Annotated in this window: 11 protein-coding genes; 3 read left to right on the top strand and 8 right to left on the bottom strand. The window is 34.3% G+C overall.

What is annotated here, in order from left to right; translation table 11 throughout:
• Nucleotides 1–44: 44 nt before the first annotated feature.
• From ACQ0RB_RS02205 to ACQ0RB_RS02195, 3 genes are all read left to right on the top strand, one after another.
• Nucleotides 45–1,619 (top strand): tetratricopeptide repeat protein, encoded by a 1,575-nt coding sequence (locus tag ACQ0RB_RS02205; protein WP_430496183.1) that lies wholly within the window; start codon nucleotides 45–47, stop codon nucleotides 1,617–1,619.
• A 157-nt stretch (nucleotides 1,620–1,776) separates the two neighbouring features.
• Complete coding sequence (locus tag ACQ0RB_RS02200) at nucleotides 1,777–4,614, top strand: TonB-dependent receptor (RefSeq protein WP_430496181.1); 2,838 nt, start codon at nucleotides 1,777–1,779, stop codon at nucleotides 4,612–4,614.
• 4 nt (nucleotides 4,615–4,618) lie between these two features.
• Nucleotides 4,619–5,632, top strand: a complete 1,014-nt coding sequence (locus ACQ0RB_RS02195) for a phytase (RefSeq protein WP_430496179.1) — start codon at nucleotides 4,619–4,621, stop codon at nucleotides 5,630–5,632.
• A 64-nt stretch (nucleotides 5,633–5,696) separates the two neighbouring features.
• Here ACQ0RB_RS02195 and ACQ0RB_RS02190 read toward each other — a convergent pair whose 3' ends face one another.
• From ACQ0RB_RS02190 to ACQ0RB_RS02155, 8 genes are all read right to left on the bottom strand, one after another.
• Nucleotides 5,697–7,469 carry a MutS-related protein gene (locus ACQ0RB_RS02190; protein ID WP_430496177.1) on the bottom strand — a complete coding sequence of 591 codons (1,773 nt, stop codon included), beginning with the start codon at nucleotides 7,467–7,469 and terminating at the stop codon, nucleotides 5,697–5,699.
• 107 nt (nucleotides 7,470–7,576) lie between these two features.
• Nucleotides 7,577–8,323, bottom strand: a complete 747-nt coding sequence (locus tag ACQ0RB_RS02185; protein WP_129759902.1) for a succinate dehydrogenase/fumarate reductase iron-sulfur subunit — start codon at nucleotides 8,321–8,323, stop codon at nucleotides 7,577–7,579.
• A gap of 8 nt (nucleotides 8,324–8,331) precedes the next feature.
• Nucleotides 8,332–10,344, bottom strand: coding sequence for a fumarate reductase/succinate dehydrogenase flavoprotein subunit (locus ACQ0RB_RS02180; protein WP_418512477.1), 2,013 nt, complete (start codon nucleotides 10,342–10,344; stop codon nucleotides 8,332–8,334).
• Between the two features lie 10 nt (nucleotides 10,345–10,354).
• Nucleotides 10,355–11,029: a succinate dehydrogenase cytochrome b subunit gene (locus ACQ0RB_RS02175; protein ID WP_430496175.1), complete on the bottom strand. Its 675-nt coding sequence runs from the start codon at nucleotides 11,027–11,029 to the stop codon at nucleotides 10,355–10,357.
• Nucleotides 11,030–11,131: 102 nt separating this feature from the next.
• On the bottom strand, nucleotides 11,132–12,001 hold the full coding sequence (locus tag ACQ0RB_RS02170; protein WP_430496173.1) for a hypothetical protein: 870 nt from the start codon (nucleotides 11,999–12,001) through the stop codon (nucleotides 11,132–11,134).
• A gap of 47 nt (nucleotides 12,002–12,048) precedes the next feature.
• Nucleotides 12,049–13,263: an alpha/beta hydrolase-fold protein gene (locus tag ACQ0RB_RS02165; RefSeq protein ID WP_430496171.1), complete on the bottom strand. Its 1,215-nt coding sequence runs from the start codon at nucleotides 13,261–13,263 to the stop codon at nucleotides 12,049–12,051.
• A gap of 101 nt (nucleotides 13,264–13,364) precedes the next feature.
• The gene (locus ACQ0RB_RS02160; RefSeq protein WP_430496169.1) at nucleotides 13,365–14,207 is read right to left on the bottom strand and encodes a helix-turn-helix domain-containing protein; all 843 of its coding nucleotides are present in this window, start codon (nucleotides 14,205–14,207) and stop codon (nucleotides 13,365–13,367) included.
• A complete protein-coding gene (locus tag ACQ0RB_RS02155; protein WP_430496167.1) occupies nucleotides 14,207–17,050 on the bottom strand; it encodes a VPS10 domain-containing protein in 2,844 nt (947 codons plus the stop codon). The genes ACQ0RB_RS02160 and ACQ0RB_RS02155 overlap by 1 nt, the downstream gene beginning before the upstream one ends.
• Between the last annotated feature and the right edge of the window lie 238 nt (nucleotides 17,051–17,288).

The following is a 17,288-nucleotide window of genomic DNA, read 5'->3' as shown; positions in this document are numbered from 1 at the left end:
ACACTTGTAGCGTTTCTTTATAGGTTTATAAAATAGTTTGCATTTTGTCTACTTATAAACAAACCATTACAATATTTGCTTTTTTTATATCTGTGTCTCTTTGTGCTCAAATGTCAATCAATACTACAAATGAGATCGACACTAAGTTATATGATTTAAAAAAGGAACTTGAGTTGGCTAAAACCAGTTCCAACACTTCAAAAACAGCACAAGTGCATGTTAAACTAGGAGATTTTTTTAGTCGCTTAGAACTCTATAGTGAAGCGATAAAGAACTATCAAGCGTATCTTAATATTCATAAAACTAAAGATTCAGGACTGGTTTATATTCAAAATGCACTTTCAACAATAAACCTTGATTTAAAAAAGTATAGTGAAGCCAGCAAGTATGCGTACAATAGCTTAACAATTTCTGAAGACATAAATTACTCAAGAGGAAAAGCACAAGCAAATGCATTATTGGGTAGTGTAGCTGAAAAACAAGGTAATTATGAAAAGGCTTTAGAATTTCAAAAGTTAAGTCTTTCCATTTTTAATGTGCTAAACGATAGTACAGGTTTAGCAAGCACCAATGAAAATATTGGTAGCATTTATGAAGACTTAGAGCAGTATGACTTAGCATATCAATATTTTAAAACTGCAAATACATTTGCTAAGAATAGTGAAACCGACCTTCAAATTAACATCATTAATAACCTTGGTGATGTCAATCGTAAAACAGGTAATTATAGTAAAGCGCTTGGGTATACTGAGCAAGCTTTAATGCTAGCTCAAAAAACTAATAATGAATCTCAAATAGAAAGTGCTTTAAAAGATTTAGCAAGAACTTATGCTGATTTGGGAGATTATGAAAAAGCATACAGTTACCTTAATAACCAAAGCATAGTTAACGAACAAGAACTTAGACAAAACAATGCCGAAATAGTAAGTGCAATGCAAGTATTATATGAGGTAAAAGAAAAGGAAGCCGAAGTTAAACTTCTAAACAAACAAAACCAGATTAATAAAGTAAGACAGTATATTATCTTAACTATTACTGGAGCCATTATTTTAGCGCTTATAGTTGGGTTTTTGTACTGGAAAAAGAGACGAAAACACGAGAAACATATTTTAGAATATCAACAACAGTTACTACAAGCCGACTTAGACAAAAAAACAGCCGAAGAACAAGCTCTAAAACGCGAAATAGATATAAAAGTGTCTTCGTTAACTAATTATAGTTTACACATTGCGCATAAAAACAAAATGCTTTCTGATGTTTCAAAAACACTTACCAAATTAAAAGGAAGAAATAGTGAGCTAGTAAAAACCAAATTACAAGAACTAGCAAGTGAAATTGAAGCTGACTTAAACAATAATAATGAGTGGACAGAACTTATGGGTTATTTTGGTCAAATTCATCCAGCGTTTTTTAAAATTTTAAAACAATCGGCTTTAGAAAAGTTGTCGTCTTCTGAAATGCGCTTATGCTTATTACTAAGATTAAATTTATCATCTAAAGAAATCGCAGAGATACTTCGTATTACTTCTGATAGCGTTAGAATTGCTCGATACAGACTAAGAAAAAAATTGCCGTTAGACTCCAAAGACGATTTGCAAGCCTACTTACTCAATTTATAGGAAATGTTTTCCAAATCTTTATCGAGTGTTAAGTAATTGTAAATGTTGCTATGTTTTATAGGTGTTTTTCAAGGGTTAGTTACTATTTGTTAACACATTCTAAAGCTACAAAACATGGCTTAGGTCTAGTTTTGTCTAAAACAAAATTAACCTATCAATGAAACATTTATTTACTTTACTATTATTTATATCTGTACCCTTTTATGGGTTTTCTCAGTCAGGAAATCTACAAGGTATTATAACAGATGACAACGGAATTACAGTTCCAGGAGCAACTGTAATGATTGAAGAGCTTAAGAAAGCTGTCGTTTCCGATTTTGACGGTAAATTTACTATGGTAGATATACCTGAAGGAACGTATAACCTTTTAATTAAATATTTGGGTTATGCCGATTTTAAGAAAGAAGTAACAGTGACTGCTTCTCAAACAACAGAATTGAACATTACACTAACATCAAAAAGTACTGAGCTTGATGAAATAGAAGTAGTGGCTTATGGTTTTGGAAGTCAAGCCAGAGCACTAAACACTCAAAAAAATAAAACAAACATTACCAATATTGTATCAACTGATCAAATTGGGAAATTCCCAGATGCCAATATTGGTGATGCTGTAAAGCGTATTCCTGGTATTACAATGCAGGTTGACCAAGGTGAAGCGCGTAACATTATTGTTCGTGGTCTTTCTCCTCAATTAAATTCAGTAACATTAAACGGAAGTAGAATTCCTTCGGCTGAAGGTGATAACCGTAACGTACAAATGGATTTAATTCCTTCAGACATGATCCAAACTATTGAAGTAAATAAAGCGGTTACTCCAGATATGGATGGGGATGCTCTTGGTGGTTCGGTAAACCTTATTACTAAAACGTCACCTCAAGGATTCCGTTTATCTGCAACAGCAGGTTCTGGTATTAACTTTATTACTGACAAGAGAATTTTAAACGGATCTTTCTTAGTTGGAGACCGTAGCAAAAACAATAAGTTCGGATGGATGGTTTCAGCATCTATCAACGATAACGACTTTGGAAGTGACAATGTCGAAGCAGAGTGGACTGATGAGTTTGAGTTTAACAATGGAGATGAAGATAACCTTGAAGAAGTTGACGTAAACCCTTATGCAAACGTATTTGAAATTAGAGAGTATTTAGTACAACGTGTGCGTAGAAGTTTTTCAGCTAATTTAGATTATAAGTTAGATAAGAATAACACAGTTTACTTTAAATCTATCTATAACTGGAGAGACGATAGAGAAAACCGTTTTAGGTTAGAACACGAAATTTTAGATGGTGAAGATATTGGAGCAGGAGATTTTTCGGTTGATGCTAATGGAAACTTAACGATGTTTCCTGTAGAAGCTAAGCGTCAATCAAAAGGAGGAATTGACAGCAAGCGAAATAAAAATGCAAGATTAGAAGACCAACGTATGCAAAACTACAGCTTAGGTGGTGAGCACTTGTTTGGTAAAGTTCAAATGGATTGGATGGCTTCGTTTTCAAAAGCTTCAGAAGAACGTTTAAATGAGCGTTATTTAGAGTATGAAAGTGAATATGCAGTTAACTTTAATAATAATCAAGACAAACCATTGTTTTCACCTGTAAGTGCAACTGATGCTAATTATGAAGATTTTGAGTTTGGTGAATTAACTGAAGAAAACCAATATACAGAAGAAAAAGACTTTAACTTATTTGTTAATGCACAAGTACCAATGTCTGTTGTAAACGGTAGGGATGGATTCTTAAAATTTGGAGCAAAAACCAGATTGAAAAACAAAAATCGTGAAAACGACTTTACAGAATATGGTGACGAGACTGGAGCTTTGGAGTTTTTAGGAATGGTACCAACAAGAAACTATTCTGATTCTGATTTTCTTGCAGGAGGTCAATACCAAGTAGGTAATTTTGCAAGCCCTGAATTTTTAGGAGGTCTAAACTTAAATGACTCTAACTTGTTTGAAGCTGAAAACCTTCCAGAAGAATATATTACTGCAAACTTTGATGTAAACGAAAACGTATATGCTGGTTACGCAATGTTAAACCAAGATTTATCAGATAAGTTAAGCGTACTAGCAGGTGTAAGATTGGAGCATACTTCTATTGAAAGTGAAGGAAATGAACTTGAGTTTGATACTGAAGGAGATGTTTCAGGGATTAACGTTGTAAAAGACAAAAACTCATATACTAATATTTTACCAGGTGTTCATTTTAAGTATAACCTTAACGACAACACAATATTACGTTTTGCGTGGACGAATACTTTAGCTAGACCTAATTATGTTGATTTAGTACCTTATAGAGAAATCAATAACGAAGACGAAGAAATTTTCTTAGGAAACTCTGAGTTAGACCCAACAACATCTATGAACTTTGATGTTATGGCTGAGCACTATTTTAAATCAGTAGGTATCATTTCAGGAGGATTATTCTATAAAGATATTCAAGATTTTGTGTACACTTTCCAAAGTGAAAACGAAGATGGATTCGAAGTATACCAGCCATTAAATGGTGACGATGCATCAGTATTTGGAGCTGAGGTTTCTTTTCAACGTCGTTTAGATTTCCTTCCAGGATTTGCAAAGAACTTTAGTGTTTACTTAAACTATACGTACTTAACATCTAGTACAGATGGTATTCGTAATGAAGATGGTGAAGAGCGTACAGACTTAGATTTACCACAAACAGCACCTAACATGTTCAATGGTTCTTTAGGGTATGCAGGTAAAAACTTTAGTTTACGTTTATCAGCTAACTATTCTGATGCTTACATTGATGAAATTGGTGGAAATGCGTTTGAAGATAGATATTATGATGAGCAACTTTTCTTAGATTTTAATGCAAATGTTGCTATCAACAAAAACTTGAGTTTATACCTTAACATCAACAACATTACCAACCAACCATTACGTTATTATCAAGGTGTAAGTAGTAGAACTATGCAAATGGAATACTACGAAAAGCGTTTAACATTTGGTTTAAAGTATGATTTGTTTAAGAAGTAAGAAGATGAAGAACACATTTATATTAGGCACTATTGCTTTAGTACTGTTTTCTTGTGGAAACGGATTGCCAGAAGTGGCGCCAACACTAAAAACCGAAAAACTACCACACGATAGTGATGATCCAGCAATATGGATAAATCGTGAAAACCCTGAGCAAAGTATTGTATTTGGTACAGATAAAGATGAGGTAAATGGAGGTGTATATGCTTTTGATTTAGATGGGAAAATAATTAAAGAAAAATCTATAACAGGCGTAAGCTATCCTAATAATGTTGATATAGAATATGGTTTTAAATTGACTGATTCTACTGAAACAGATATTATGATGTTTACTGAAAGAGAGAAAAACCAAATCCGTTTATACTCAGTTCCAGATATGAAACCTTTAGATAATGGAGGTTATAAAGTGTTTACTGATGAAACTAATATAGAAATGAAAAGACCTATGGGAATTTCAATCTATAAAAACCCAAAAACAGGTGAAGTTTCAGCTTTTGTAAGCAGAAAAGCAGGACCAACTCAAGGTTATCTTTATCAATATGCTTTGGTAAGTGATTCATTGGGAGTACATGCTAATTTATTGAGAAATCTAGGGACTTTTAGCGGACAAAAAGAAATTGAAGCTATTGCTGTTGACGATGCTTTAGGATATGTGTATTATTCTGATGAAGGTGTTGGAATTAGAAAATACCATGCTGATCCAAAACAAGGAGATAATGAAATAGCATTGTTTGGTAGTGAGTATTTTAAAGATGATATTGAGGGTATTGCTATAGCAACTTACGGTGGAGATAATGGATTTTTAATTGTGTCTAACCAGCAAGATCACAGCTTCAATATTTTTAAAAGAAGTGATAATAGTTTTGTTAAAACGATAAACTTAGGAACGATAGAAACCGATGGTTGCGATGTAGTAACAGAATCCCTTGGTGAAAAATTTCCAAACGGATTGTTTGTATCTATGAATGACCAACAAGATTTTTTCTATCATGCCTTAGATTCTCTAAAGTTAAAATAATCGCTGAGTTATTTTTTTAAATTGATTAAGAGCCCTTTCCTAATTTTTTGGAAAGGGTTTTTTATTAAACAATTTCCATCTTCTTCAACAGGAAACTCGCGTTCATGTTTTGGCAAACGCCTTTCTTAAGTTTGTAGTCAAAAAAGAGTTCGTCGTTTTTAATTTCAGCATCAAAGAAGTAGTTTTTTACAGCTTCTAATTCGGTTTCAATTTCGGTAAGACTTAAATCGTGCGTTGCAATAATTCCTGTTGCTTTTTGGCCAACTAATTTTTCTACAAACTTTCTTGAGCCAATGGCTTTATCAGTAGAATTGGTACCTTTTAAGATTTCATCTAAAATCACAAAATAGTTTTTATCTTCAGCAATAGTGTCTACAATAAATTTTAGTCGTGTTAATTCACTAAAAAAGTATGAACTATCATCTGTCAACGAATCTGTAGTACGCATACTTGTAATGAGTTTAATCGGCTTGTATTTGCTTTTCTTCGCACAAATAGGCAAACCAACATTTGCCATAACAATATGCAATGCAACCGTTCTTAGAAATGTACTCTTACCAGCCATATTTGCGCCTGTAACGATGAAAAACTGCTCTTGTAACAATTCTAAATCGCTATCAATTCGTTTTTCAGCATTTAATAAAGGATGTCCTAAACTTTCGGCTTTAATCGTTATGTTCTCTGAAGTAATTTTAGGATAACTAAAGTCTTGATGATTGTAGGCATAGTTACCCAAAGTGTTGTACGCATCAAAAAACGTAACGACCTCAAACCAATCTTCAACCTTGTGCGCATACTTGCTAATCCATTGCTCTATGCGATACGTTTGCCTTATATCCCAAAGTAAATACCCATTTCCAAAAATGGCTGAGATGAAGTTATTTCGGTTATCTAAAGCGTCTAAAGCTTTTGAGAATTTTGTAAATATCTGTGAGGCTTTTTCACCTTCAGACTGTATTTTTTGTTGCTGTTGTTGCAATAACTCAGACTGAAATTCTTTCTGTTCAATTTCTTTCAGTAATAAAGCATATTGCCTAAAAGTGTCTTTAGCTTTTTCGGTGTTTTGGGCAACATTATTGATTGATTTTAAAAATCTTCCAGTAATCACTAAGCCTAAAAGCAACCAATATCCAGCATATTTTATTGGAATAATTTCAGTAAATCCTAAGACCAAAAGTGCTACTGAAGCAACACTAAAACCAATTGTTAACCAATATAATGTTGCGTTTAAAAATGGTTTATAATCCTTTAGCCATTCAATAATAGATTTTGCAGAGTGCTCCACTTTTACACCTTGCGCTACACCAGAATAGTATTGCCTCCATTCGGGCTCATCAGCTAATTCTTTAATCACATTTTGTCTTGCTTCAATATTAGTAATATCGTTTGCCAACAAACAATTAACAAGCGATTGCGTGCCTTCATTTATAGTTGTTCTATTTATGTACTGAAAGAAAGAACCTCTTCCAAACAAATCGATATCTAAACTATAGGCATGAGCAGGATTTTGAAATACTTTTCCATCTGCTCTATCATAAAAATCACCTGAAGCTATTTTAATTTCATCTTCATTAATAGTGGCTAATCGTTTGTGTAGTTCGCGTTTGGTTTTAAGATCTGTATGTCTGGATAGTAAAAACAGAAACACAGCAATGCCAACCACAGCTATAATTGCTGCAACTTGCCAATTTTGATAGGTTAGATAGATACCAAAGCCAGCCAACAAAAATACAGCAAGCCTAAGCACACTGTATAATCCCATTTGTTTATAAATGCGTTTTGATTCTGATTTATGATGCTCTAAATGAGTTCTGTAAAATTTATTTGGGTCTTGCATTTAAATTTTTATTCAAAATAAAATCCCAAGATATAAATTTACCTTGGGATTTTTTGATTTTATATAAGTTTGCAGACTTCGACAAGCTAAGTCTGACAGCTTCAGTTTTAGCCTTTAAAAGCCGCTTTTAAATATTCGCGGTTCATACGAGCAATGTTTTCAAGAGAAATACCTTTAGGACACTCCACTTCACATGCACCTGTATTAGTACAGTTACCAAAGCCTTCTTCGTCCATTTGCTTCACCATGTTTAGTACACGATCAGTTGCTTCAACTTGACCTTGTGGTAATAATGCAAACTGCGACACTTTAGCTCCAACAAATAACATCGCAGACGAGTTTTTACAACTCGCTACACAAGCACCACAACCAATACATGTTGCAGCAGCAAAGGCATCATCTGCATCGTGCTTATTTACAGGAATAGCGTTAGCATCAATCGTATTACCAGAGGTATTTACAGAAATAAATCCTCCTGCATGTTGTACACGATCAAAAGCACTTCTATCTACAACTAAATCCTTAATTACAGGGAAAGCTGTAGCTCTAAATGGCTCTATAGTTATAGTATCACCATCCTTAAACATACGCATGTGTAACTGACATGTTGTTACACCTCGATCTGGTCCGTGAGCTTCACCATTGATATATAGAGAACACATACCACAAATACCTTCACGACAGTCATGATCGAAAGCTACAGGTTGCTCACCTTGCTCAATAAGTTGTTCGTTTAAAACATCTAACATTTCAAGGAAAGACATATCTGGTGAAATATCACTTACTGGATAATCTACCATTTTTCCTTTATCGCTTGCGTTCTTCTGACGCCAAATTTTTAACGTTAAATTCATAGTCTTTCTTATTTATATGAACGTTGTTTTAATTCAATATCTTTAAATTCCAAGTCTTCTTTATGAAGCACTGCATCTTTAGGTTCTCCTTTGTATTCCCAAGCTGCTACATACGTAAAGTTTTCGTCATCACGTTTTGCTTCACCTTTTTGAGGACCATCTTCTTCAACAGATTCTTCTCTAAAGTGACCTCCACAAGATTCTGTTCTATGTAAAGCATCTTTAGCAAATAATTCTCCTAACTCTAAAAAGTCTGCTACACGACCTGCTTTTGCAAGTTCTTCGTTGTATTCATCAGCTGTTCCTGGAACTTTTACATCTGCCCAGAACTCTTTACGAAGTGTTGAAATCTCTTCAATAGCTTCTTTTAATCCTTTTTCGTTACGAGACATTCCTACTTTGTTCCACATGATTTTTCCTAATTTCTTATGGAAGTAATCTACAGAATGTGATCCGTTGTTGTTGATTAAACTTGCTATTCTATCTTTTACATTTTTCTCTGCTTCTTCAAACTCTTTAGTGTCTGTAGAAATAGGTCCTGTTCTAATATCATCAGCTAAATAATCTCCAATGGTATATGGTAACACAAAGTAACCATCAGCTAAACCTTGCATTAATGCCGAAGCACCAAGACGGTTAGCGCCATGATCAGAGAAGTTAGCTTCACCAATTGCATATAATCCAGGTACGGTTGTCATTAAGTTATAATCTACCCAAATTCCTCCCATTGTATAGTGTACCGCAGGATAAATCATCATTGGTGTTTCGTATGGGTTTTGATCTACGATTTTTTCGTACATCTGGAATAAGTTACCATACTTAACTCTTACAACTTCTTGACCTAATTTTTTAACCAGAGCAGCATCGTTTTCATCTAAACCTTTAATGTGCGCTTGCTCTTTTCCGTAACGTTGAATTGCCGAAGCAAAATCTAAATAAACAGCTTCTCCAGTTGCATTTACTCCGTAACCAGCATCGCAACGCTCTTTAGCTGCACGAGAAGCAACATCACGAGGTACAAGGTTACCAAACGCTGGATAACGACGCTCTAGGTAATAATCTCTATCTTCTTCAGCTATTTGTGTTGGTTTTAATTTACCAGCTCTAATAGCTTCTACATCTTTCATGTGTTTTGGTACCCAAATACGACCATCGTTTCTTAAAGATTCAGACATTAACGTTAGTTTAGACTGATGATCTCCAGAAACCGGAATACATGTTGGGTGAATTTGTGTATAACAAGGGTTAGCGAAGTAAGCACCACGTTTGTGAGCTTTCCAAGCTGCAGTAACATTACTTCCCATCGCATTAGTTGATAAGAAGAATACGTTACCATAACCACCTGTTCCTAAAACAACAGCGTGCGCTGAATGTCTTTCTATTTCTCCTGTAATTAAGTTACGTGTTATAATTCCACGTGCTTTACCATCTACGATAACAACATCTAGCATTTCGTGACGGTTGTACATTTTTATTTTTCCACGACCAATTTGGCGGTTCATAGCAGAGTAAGCACCTAATAATAACTGCTGACCTGTTTGACCTGCTGCATAAAATGTACGCGATACTAATACACCACCAAAAGAACGGTTGTCTAAAAGTCCTCCATACTCACGTGCAAAAGGCACACCTTGCGCCACACATTGGTCAATAATATTTGCTGAAACCTCAGCCAAACGGTATACGTTTGCTTCACGAGAACGGTAATCACCACCTTTTACAGTATCGTAAAATAATCGGTATGTAGAATCACCATCTCCTTGATAGTTTTTTGCTGCATTAATACCACCTTGAGCCGCAATAGAGTGCGCACGTCTTGGTGAATCTTGAAAGCAAAATGCTTTTACATTGTAGCCTAGCTCTGCTAAAGTTGCAGCAGCAGAACCACCTGCTAATCCTGTACCAACAACAATAACATCAATAAGACGCTTGTTTGCTGGGTTAACAAGATTGATATGATTTTTATAATTTGTCCATTTGTCTGCAATTGGACCTTGAGGTATTTTAGAATCTAAAGCCATATTAGATATTTTAATGTCCTGTTAAATGATGAAACAATGCAATAAAGATGAATCCTGCTGGAATACCTATTGCATAAATTTTACTAAATGTTTTCAATCCTTTTGTGTACTTGTTGTTAGCACCAACCGATTGAAATGCCGAATTAAAACCATGCAGTAAGTGCAATGCTAAAAACACAAATGCTACTACATAAGCTCCAACACGAAGTGGACTATGGAATTTTTCTACTAATTCGTGAAAGTATCTGAACTCACCATTGTGCATACCAGACATATCACCAACAATATATTTTGTATTAATCTCCGGAATCCAGAAATCAATAAAGTGAAGCACTATAAATGCTAAAATTGCTAAACCACTCCAAATCATGTTACGGCTCATCCATGATGAATTTGCAGCTCCATTGTTTTTAGCGTAGCTTATTTGTCTTGCTTTGTTGTTTTTAATTTCTAGTACAAAACCCATCACAAAGTGAAAGATTACACCAAAAATTAATACAGGTTGCAATAAATACTGTACAGCCCAAAATGTTCCCATAAAATGAGAAGATTCGTTAAATGCGTCTGCACTAAAAACAGAAAGAATATTAATTGCAAAATGCTGTAATAAGAAAATCATAAGGAAGAATGCCGAAAGTGCCATGGCAAATTTTCTTCCAATCGAAGAATTTAGAATTCCGCTCATTGTTGAAGTTTAATTTTTATCCCAACAAAGATAAGCTACATTGCTGTTTTAGACAAAGCTCAAACGTTATAATTGTGTATTTAGAATGATTTTAAACAGAAATTAATTTGAAACCATAGGAATTAACCCACGAAGTCCCATATCAACCACTTGCTCTCCAGCACTTGGTTCGTATTTTCCATCAGCGTTAACTTCGGTCCATTCAAAACTGTTGTTTATTGAAAATGATAATGTTACTACAATATCTTGGGTTTCATTTCCTGTTATGGTAAATCCATTTTCAAACTCACCAGTAACCACACAAGACCCTTGAGGTATAGGTGATGAGTCAAATAATGGGTTTGGAACTGTTGTAGCACCTTCTGGAGCTTGCCCTTGGGTAACAAACCCTTCGGCTTCAAAAGCCCAAAAACCTTGTAATCTGTTTCCGTTTACGTCTATGGTTTCACCATTCAAATCAAAAGATGTGATGTAGGTATTGTAGCCTACAAAACTACCTAAGGTACCAGTATAATCTGTACCATTTAATAGAAAATCAATTTCTCCTTCTTGGTAAGCTAATGAAACACGAACCCACTCATAAGTTCCTGCTGTGATATCACTTAGAGGCATAGTTAAAAAGGTTTCATTGTCACCAGCAAACTGAGCATTTTGGAAGTTAATTGCATTGTTTCCTCCAGCAGTTGTTTCGTCTCCTGAAAAAATAACTTCACCATCACCAAGCGCTGTAAATGCTCCAGGAGCCAATTCAATATAGTTGGCACTCATACGGTTTACGTTTGGCGACTGTGCAGCATTTCCTGATGGAATAGTTGCTGGTTCTCCAATGTTGTTTAATCGTTCTTGGTTTGGGTCAAATTTTAGTTTTATGACTAAATTAGGGTTGTTTGCTTGTTGGTTGTCATCATTATCTTCACTGCAGGCAAACAATAGTAGACACATTAAACAAGTAAAAAGATTTAGAGTTTTCATAAGATTTGGTTTTTCTTTATAACTCTAAAATACTAAGAAAAGTACGTTTAATCCAATTTTTTTAAATGCTCTGTGAACGTTTCAAGATAAAAGGCATAGTCTTCAGGATGCAATGTTGCTTTATTTTTTTCTAGAACGTTTAAGGCTTTTTTGTAGTATAATTTTGCATTTTTTAAGTCTCCGTTTTTTTCATAAGCTTCTGCTTTACTATCATGTAAGTTTGCATCATTTGGATAGAGATTTAAAGCCCAATCAAAAACCTTGAGAGCAGCTTTTGGATCTTTATTTAAGCAATCATAACCAAACATATTAGCTTCATCAACAGTGGGCAAAACTTCAAATCCTGCCCAATTGGACAAGTCAGAATAAAATGCTTTAAGATGACTTAAAAAGCTTTGTTTATCATCGTTTAAATAATTTTGTTTTTGAGTTTCACTCATTACCCAAAGGTCACCAAAAGCCATCAGTCCTTGTGATATTGTTGGTAAAGGTGAAGTAGAGTGGTTTTCATCTTGAAAGACTTTGTAGTTGTATTTAAGACCTTTTGGTTTATGATAGGAAATAACATCATCTAATTTTTTTAATGATGCAGCAAATCTATTTTCCATATTTCCAACAGTTCCAGCGCTTACAAAAATGAATTTGTTGAGCGTGTCGTGAGTTTTGAAATAAGCATCAAATCGATGCACTAATTGCTCATAATCGTAGGAAACGTTTGGACTAATTGCAATAATGCCTTTGAACATTTCGGGATGCGATAATATAGAATTCAGCACAAAAGTTCCGCCTAAAGAATGACCTATAGCTAAACGCAAAGGCTTTATTCTATATGACGATTCAACAAGCGGAAACACCTCTTGTAGTAAATAATTTTCCAATAGGTAAGCTTTACCAATTTCAGTGTTTTCCCAATCGGAAACAGTGCGTTCATCGATACTTTTTGGTGTAAACTCTCTAGGTCTATGTTTGGTTTTAATACCAACAATTATAAACTCGGTAAGTTCACCAATTTGAGCCAAATAATCTGTAATACCACTAGTCATATCAAACATGGCATCAAATTGTGCGTCAAATAAATAAATTGTAGGATAAGTTTGTTCTTGCGATGCGGTGTATGAATAGGGTAAAAACACTCTTATTTCGCGAGCGTCTTCAAAAACTTTAGATGCGATTGAATGTGTTTTTGAAGTTCCTGAATATTCTTGAGCTACTGTTGAATGGCTTAAAAAAAGCACGATAATAAATGTAATTGTTCGTTTCATTGATGGGATGAGTTTTATAATCATAAAGCAAAACTAGCAGTTGTTATGATTAAAAAATTGTAGAAATGGGACAATGCCTTAATCTTTAAATCTTGAAATGTTTACGAATTTAAAATAGTCCAAAAGGTATCTTCAGTACCAAGGTGAGATAGATTGCCAAAAAAGGCTTTTGGGTTAAACCCTGTTACTTTTTTAAAGTGTTTGATAAAATCGGCTTGATCATAATAGTCGTTTTGATAAGCCAAATCGGTTAAAGCTGGTTTATGCTTTTGATAAATGTCAATAGCTTTTCTAAATTTTATGAGCGTAGAAAACGCTTTAGGAGAACAATTTAGGTGTTTTTGAAATAAACGCAACAAGGTTTTTCGGTTGATTCCTAAAGTATTTGAAACCTCTTGTATGTTTAACTCTGTTTTAAATAGTAAATCAACAGCTTTTAAAAATAACTCGCCTTGAAAATCAGTAATTTTAGAGCTGAAAAAAGTGTCTAATAGTTTTGTTTTTTCATGAGTTGAATTAGTGCTGTAAACCTGAGTTAGTACTTGCTCAAAGTCTTTTCCGAAATAATCAAAATTCACTTTTGGAGTCTCTGTGACAACTGTTGATAAGGGTTGTGACAAAAAATGATTCAACCCTAGAGGTTGAAATACAATTCCTATTTTATCAAAAGGCGCTTCTATAATTCCTGATCTTGCAGTTAAATGAATACCAGTATAAATAATCTCAAAAGACTGTTTTGCACAAGGTGTTACTCTTGACTCTGAACCAGAGAAACTAATTTTAGATTGCTTATATACTGTTATAGCATTTCTATAATGTGGATAAAAAATATACGACTTAACAAAACCTTCAGTATTAGAGGTGTTAAAATAATAATATGCAATGTATTGCTGTAAAGCCTTATTATTTGGTTTTACAGTAAAATAGTGTTCGTTTTCATGCATTATTTTATTTCAAACTTAGTACTTGTGCCATCAATTTGAATAGTATAAGTTCCTTTTGGTAAATAGTACTTTCCATTTTCAGATTTGTTAATGTCTAAGCTAGAGTTTTCTTTTTCTAATGCTTTTTTGCCTCTTTCGGTTATAGTTAAATCGTAGCTAGCGTAATTGAATCCTTTACTTGAAGTGACTTTAATAGTATTTAATTCAGAATTATTTTCTGATACAATTTTTATGTTCTTAGGTTCAGATGAGTTTGAATAAAATGCAATTTCAATTTCAGGTTCAAAAGTATCGTACCATTGTCCCCAAGAACTTCCCCAACGCGAAGAGTGTCTTACATCGTTTACATCAAATAAGGTGATAGCATTGGTTTGCATTTTAGAATTCATTTGCTGTAAATGCGCAATATTGGTTTTATAGATGCTACGACCATGCGTTCCTAATAGTAAATCATTTGCTTCAGGTTGAATAACAATATCATGAACAGCAACATTAGGTAAGCCATTACTAAACGCTTCCCATGAGCTTCCCATATCAAAAGAGACATAGGCTCCATTATCGGTTCCTAAGTACAGGATGTTTTCGTTTTTAGGATCTTCTTTAATAACGTTTACTGGAGAAGCAGGAATGTTTGAACCAATATTTCTCCAAGTTTTTCCATAGTCGTCACTCATATAGGCATACACATTAAAGTCGTCCCAACGATAACCATTCAACGTAGCATAAACACGTTCTTTTTTGTGTTGCGAAGCAATAACACGACTTACCCAAAGGTCTTTAGGGAATGTGCTTGATATGTTTTGCCAACTTCCGCCAGCATCTTTAGTGATTTGCACTAGACCATCATCACTACCTGTATAAATTAGTCCGAATTGAAAAGGAGACTCGCTAATAGTTGTTAAGGTTCCGTAGGCAACATTTCCTTTTTTTCCACCATTAGTTAAATCACCACTTATGGCTTGCCAATCGGTTCCTTGATTCATGGAGCGCATTAACTTGTTTCCTCCTAAATACAAGATGTCTTGATTGTGAGGTGATAGTAAAATAGGCGTTTGCCAGTTAAAACGATAAGGGTTTTCTCCTAATTCGTGTTTTGGTTGAATGTAAGCTTGGTCGTTAGTTTCTAGATTCAATCTAAAATAGTTTCCAAATTGATAACCAGTGTAAACGATGTTGTGGTTTCTACTGTCAATTTGTACTTGCATACCATCTCCTCCCATGATACTTTTCCATGGATATTGACCACTTTGATGCCAACTTTTATCTTCTCTTGCAGTATGAGACCCAACCCAAACACCATTGTCTTGCAATCCTCCATAAACGTTGTAAGGACTTGCATTATCTACATTGATAGTGTAAAACTGGCCTACTGAATTTACATTGAGTTTTTCCCAACTTTCACCATCGTCATAGCTCATGTTTAAACCACCATCATTACCATTAATTAAATGACCAGATTTTTTAGGGTTTACCCAAAGTGCTTGGTGATCGCTATGAACGTTTTCCGCACTAATAGATTTAAAAGTTGCCCCACCATCTTTTGATTTTAAAATTGGTACACCTAAAATGTAAATACTATTTACATCTTGTGGGTCAACACGTATTTCTCCAAAATAATAACCATAACTATAGTATAAATCGTCAATATAATCTTTGTGAGTTTTTTTCCAAGTTGCTCCACCATCTTCACTTTTGTAGACTTCAGCTCCAACAACAGGAGTGTCAAATAACATGGAGTTAGCATCTTCAAGATATCTTGCTAAGTCAATTGGTTTTACAGTACCACTGCTTACCAGTTGCTTTACGTTTTGTGCTCTGTACTTTTCTTGAAAACCGTTGGTTTTTAAATACTCGTTTAGCTTTTTGTCGTCAAGTTTTAAAAATGCATCAGTGGTCATGGTTTTAAAATCGTCTTTTGAAAGCGTGTTTGAAGTTTCTTTTTTAACTTCAGAAGCTCGTCGGAATTGATTGTCATGCAATGCATAAACGACATTGTCATTAAACACAGCTAAACCAATTCTACCTACTCCAGTTCCTGTTGGGAAACCACTTTTTTCAGTTGAAATTTTAGTCCAGGTTTCTCCAGCATCAGTACTTTTATATATTGCAGAATTATTTCCGCTTCCATCAAAATTCCACGCTTTTCTGTCTTTAGTCCATGATGCAGCATACATTATATTGAAATTGTTAGGAGAATGTTGAACATCAATAATTCCACTCATATCGTCAACAAATAATTTTTGAGACCATGTATTTCCACCATCAGTAGTTTTGTAAATTCCGCGTTCTTGATTAGGAGAATATAAATGTCCTGTAACACCAATAATAACTTCGTTAGGATTATTAGGGTTTATAAGAATTCGCCCTATATGATGAGAATCTTTTAAACCTACATTGGTCCAGTTTTTACCATTATCAGTCGATTTTAAAATTCCAATTCCAGCATAAGATGAACGAGAGCTATTATTTTCTCCTGTACCAACCCATATAGTTTTGTTGTTCCAGTCTACTGCAATATCTCCAACGTTTTGTGTGTTTGCATTATCTAGAATTGGTGTAAAGGTTGAACCGTTGTTTGTTGTATGCCAAACACCTCCTGAAGCATAAGCCACATAAAACTCGGTTGGGTCATTAGGGTTGACATCAACATCAGTAACACGACCACTCATTACAGTAGGTCCAATGTTTTCAAAAACAATGTTTTTAACCAATGAGTTTTGAGTTAATTTGTTTTTTTGTTGAAGCGCTTTTTCAACAACATCAGCATTGGTTGAAGGTTGTTGGCTAAAGCAAAAAAGAGAAAAAAAGGCTGTGCTTAAGAAGAGCGTGTTTTTAAATTTCATGATGTTGGTTTTCTTGGAATGAAAATTAACGATAATACTGCTAGTTGCAAAATTTGGATTAAAAGTTTAACAGAATATCATAACATGCTTGGGCTTGCGTTTTTGTTTGCTTATTTTTGAAAAAATGAAACGTTATTGTCTAGTTGAACTTGTCGAAGCTAAAGCTTTAATCTAATAGAAAAATAGTTAGATAAACTCAGCGTGACTGATAACTAAATATTAATAAGATTCCCATTTT

The sequence above is a fragment of the Gaetbulibacter sp. PBL-D1 genome (assembly GCF_050509525.1).
GTDB classification, from domain to species: domain Bacteria; phylum Bacteroidota; class Bacteroidia; order Flavobacteriales; family Flavobacteriaceae; genus Gaetbulibacter_B; species Gaetbulibacter_B jejuensis.
The sequence above is the reverse complement of the archived record's forward strand: the minus strand, read 5'-3'. Positions and strand labels throughout refer to the sequence as shown.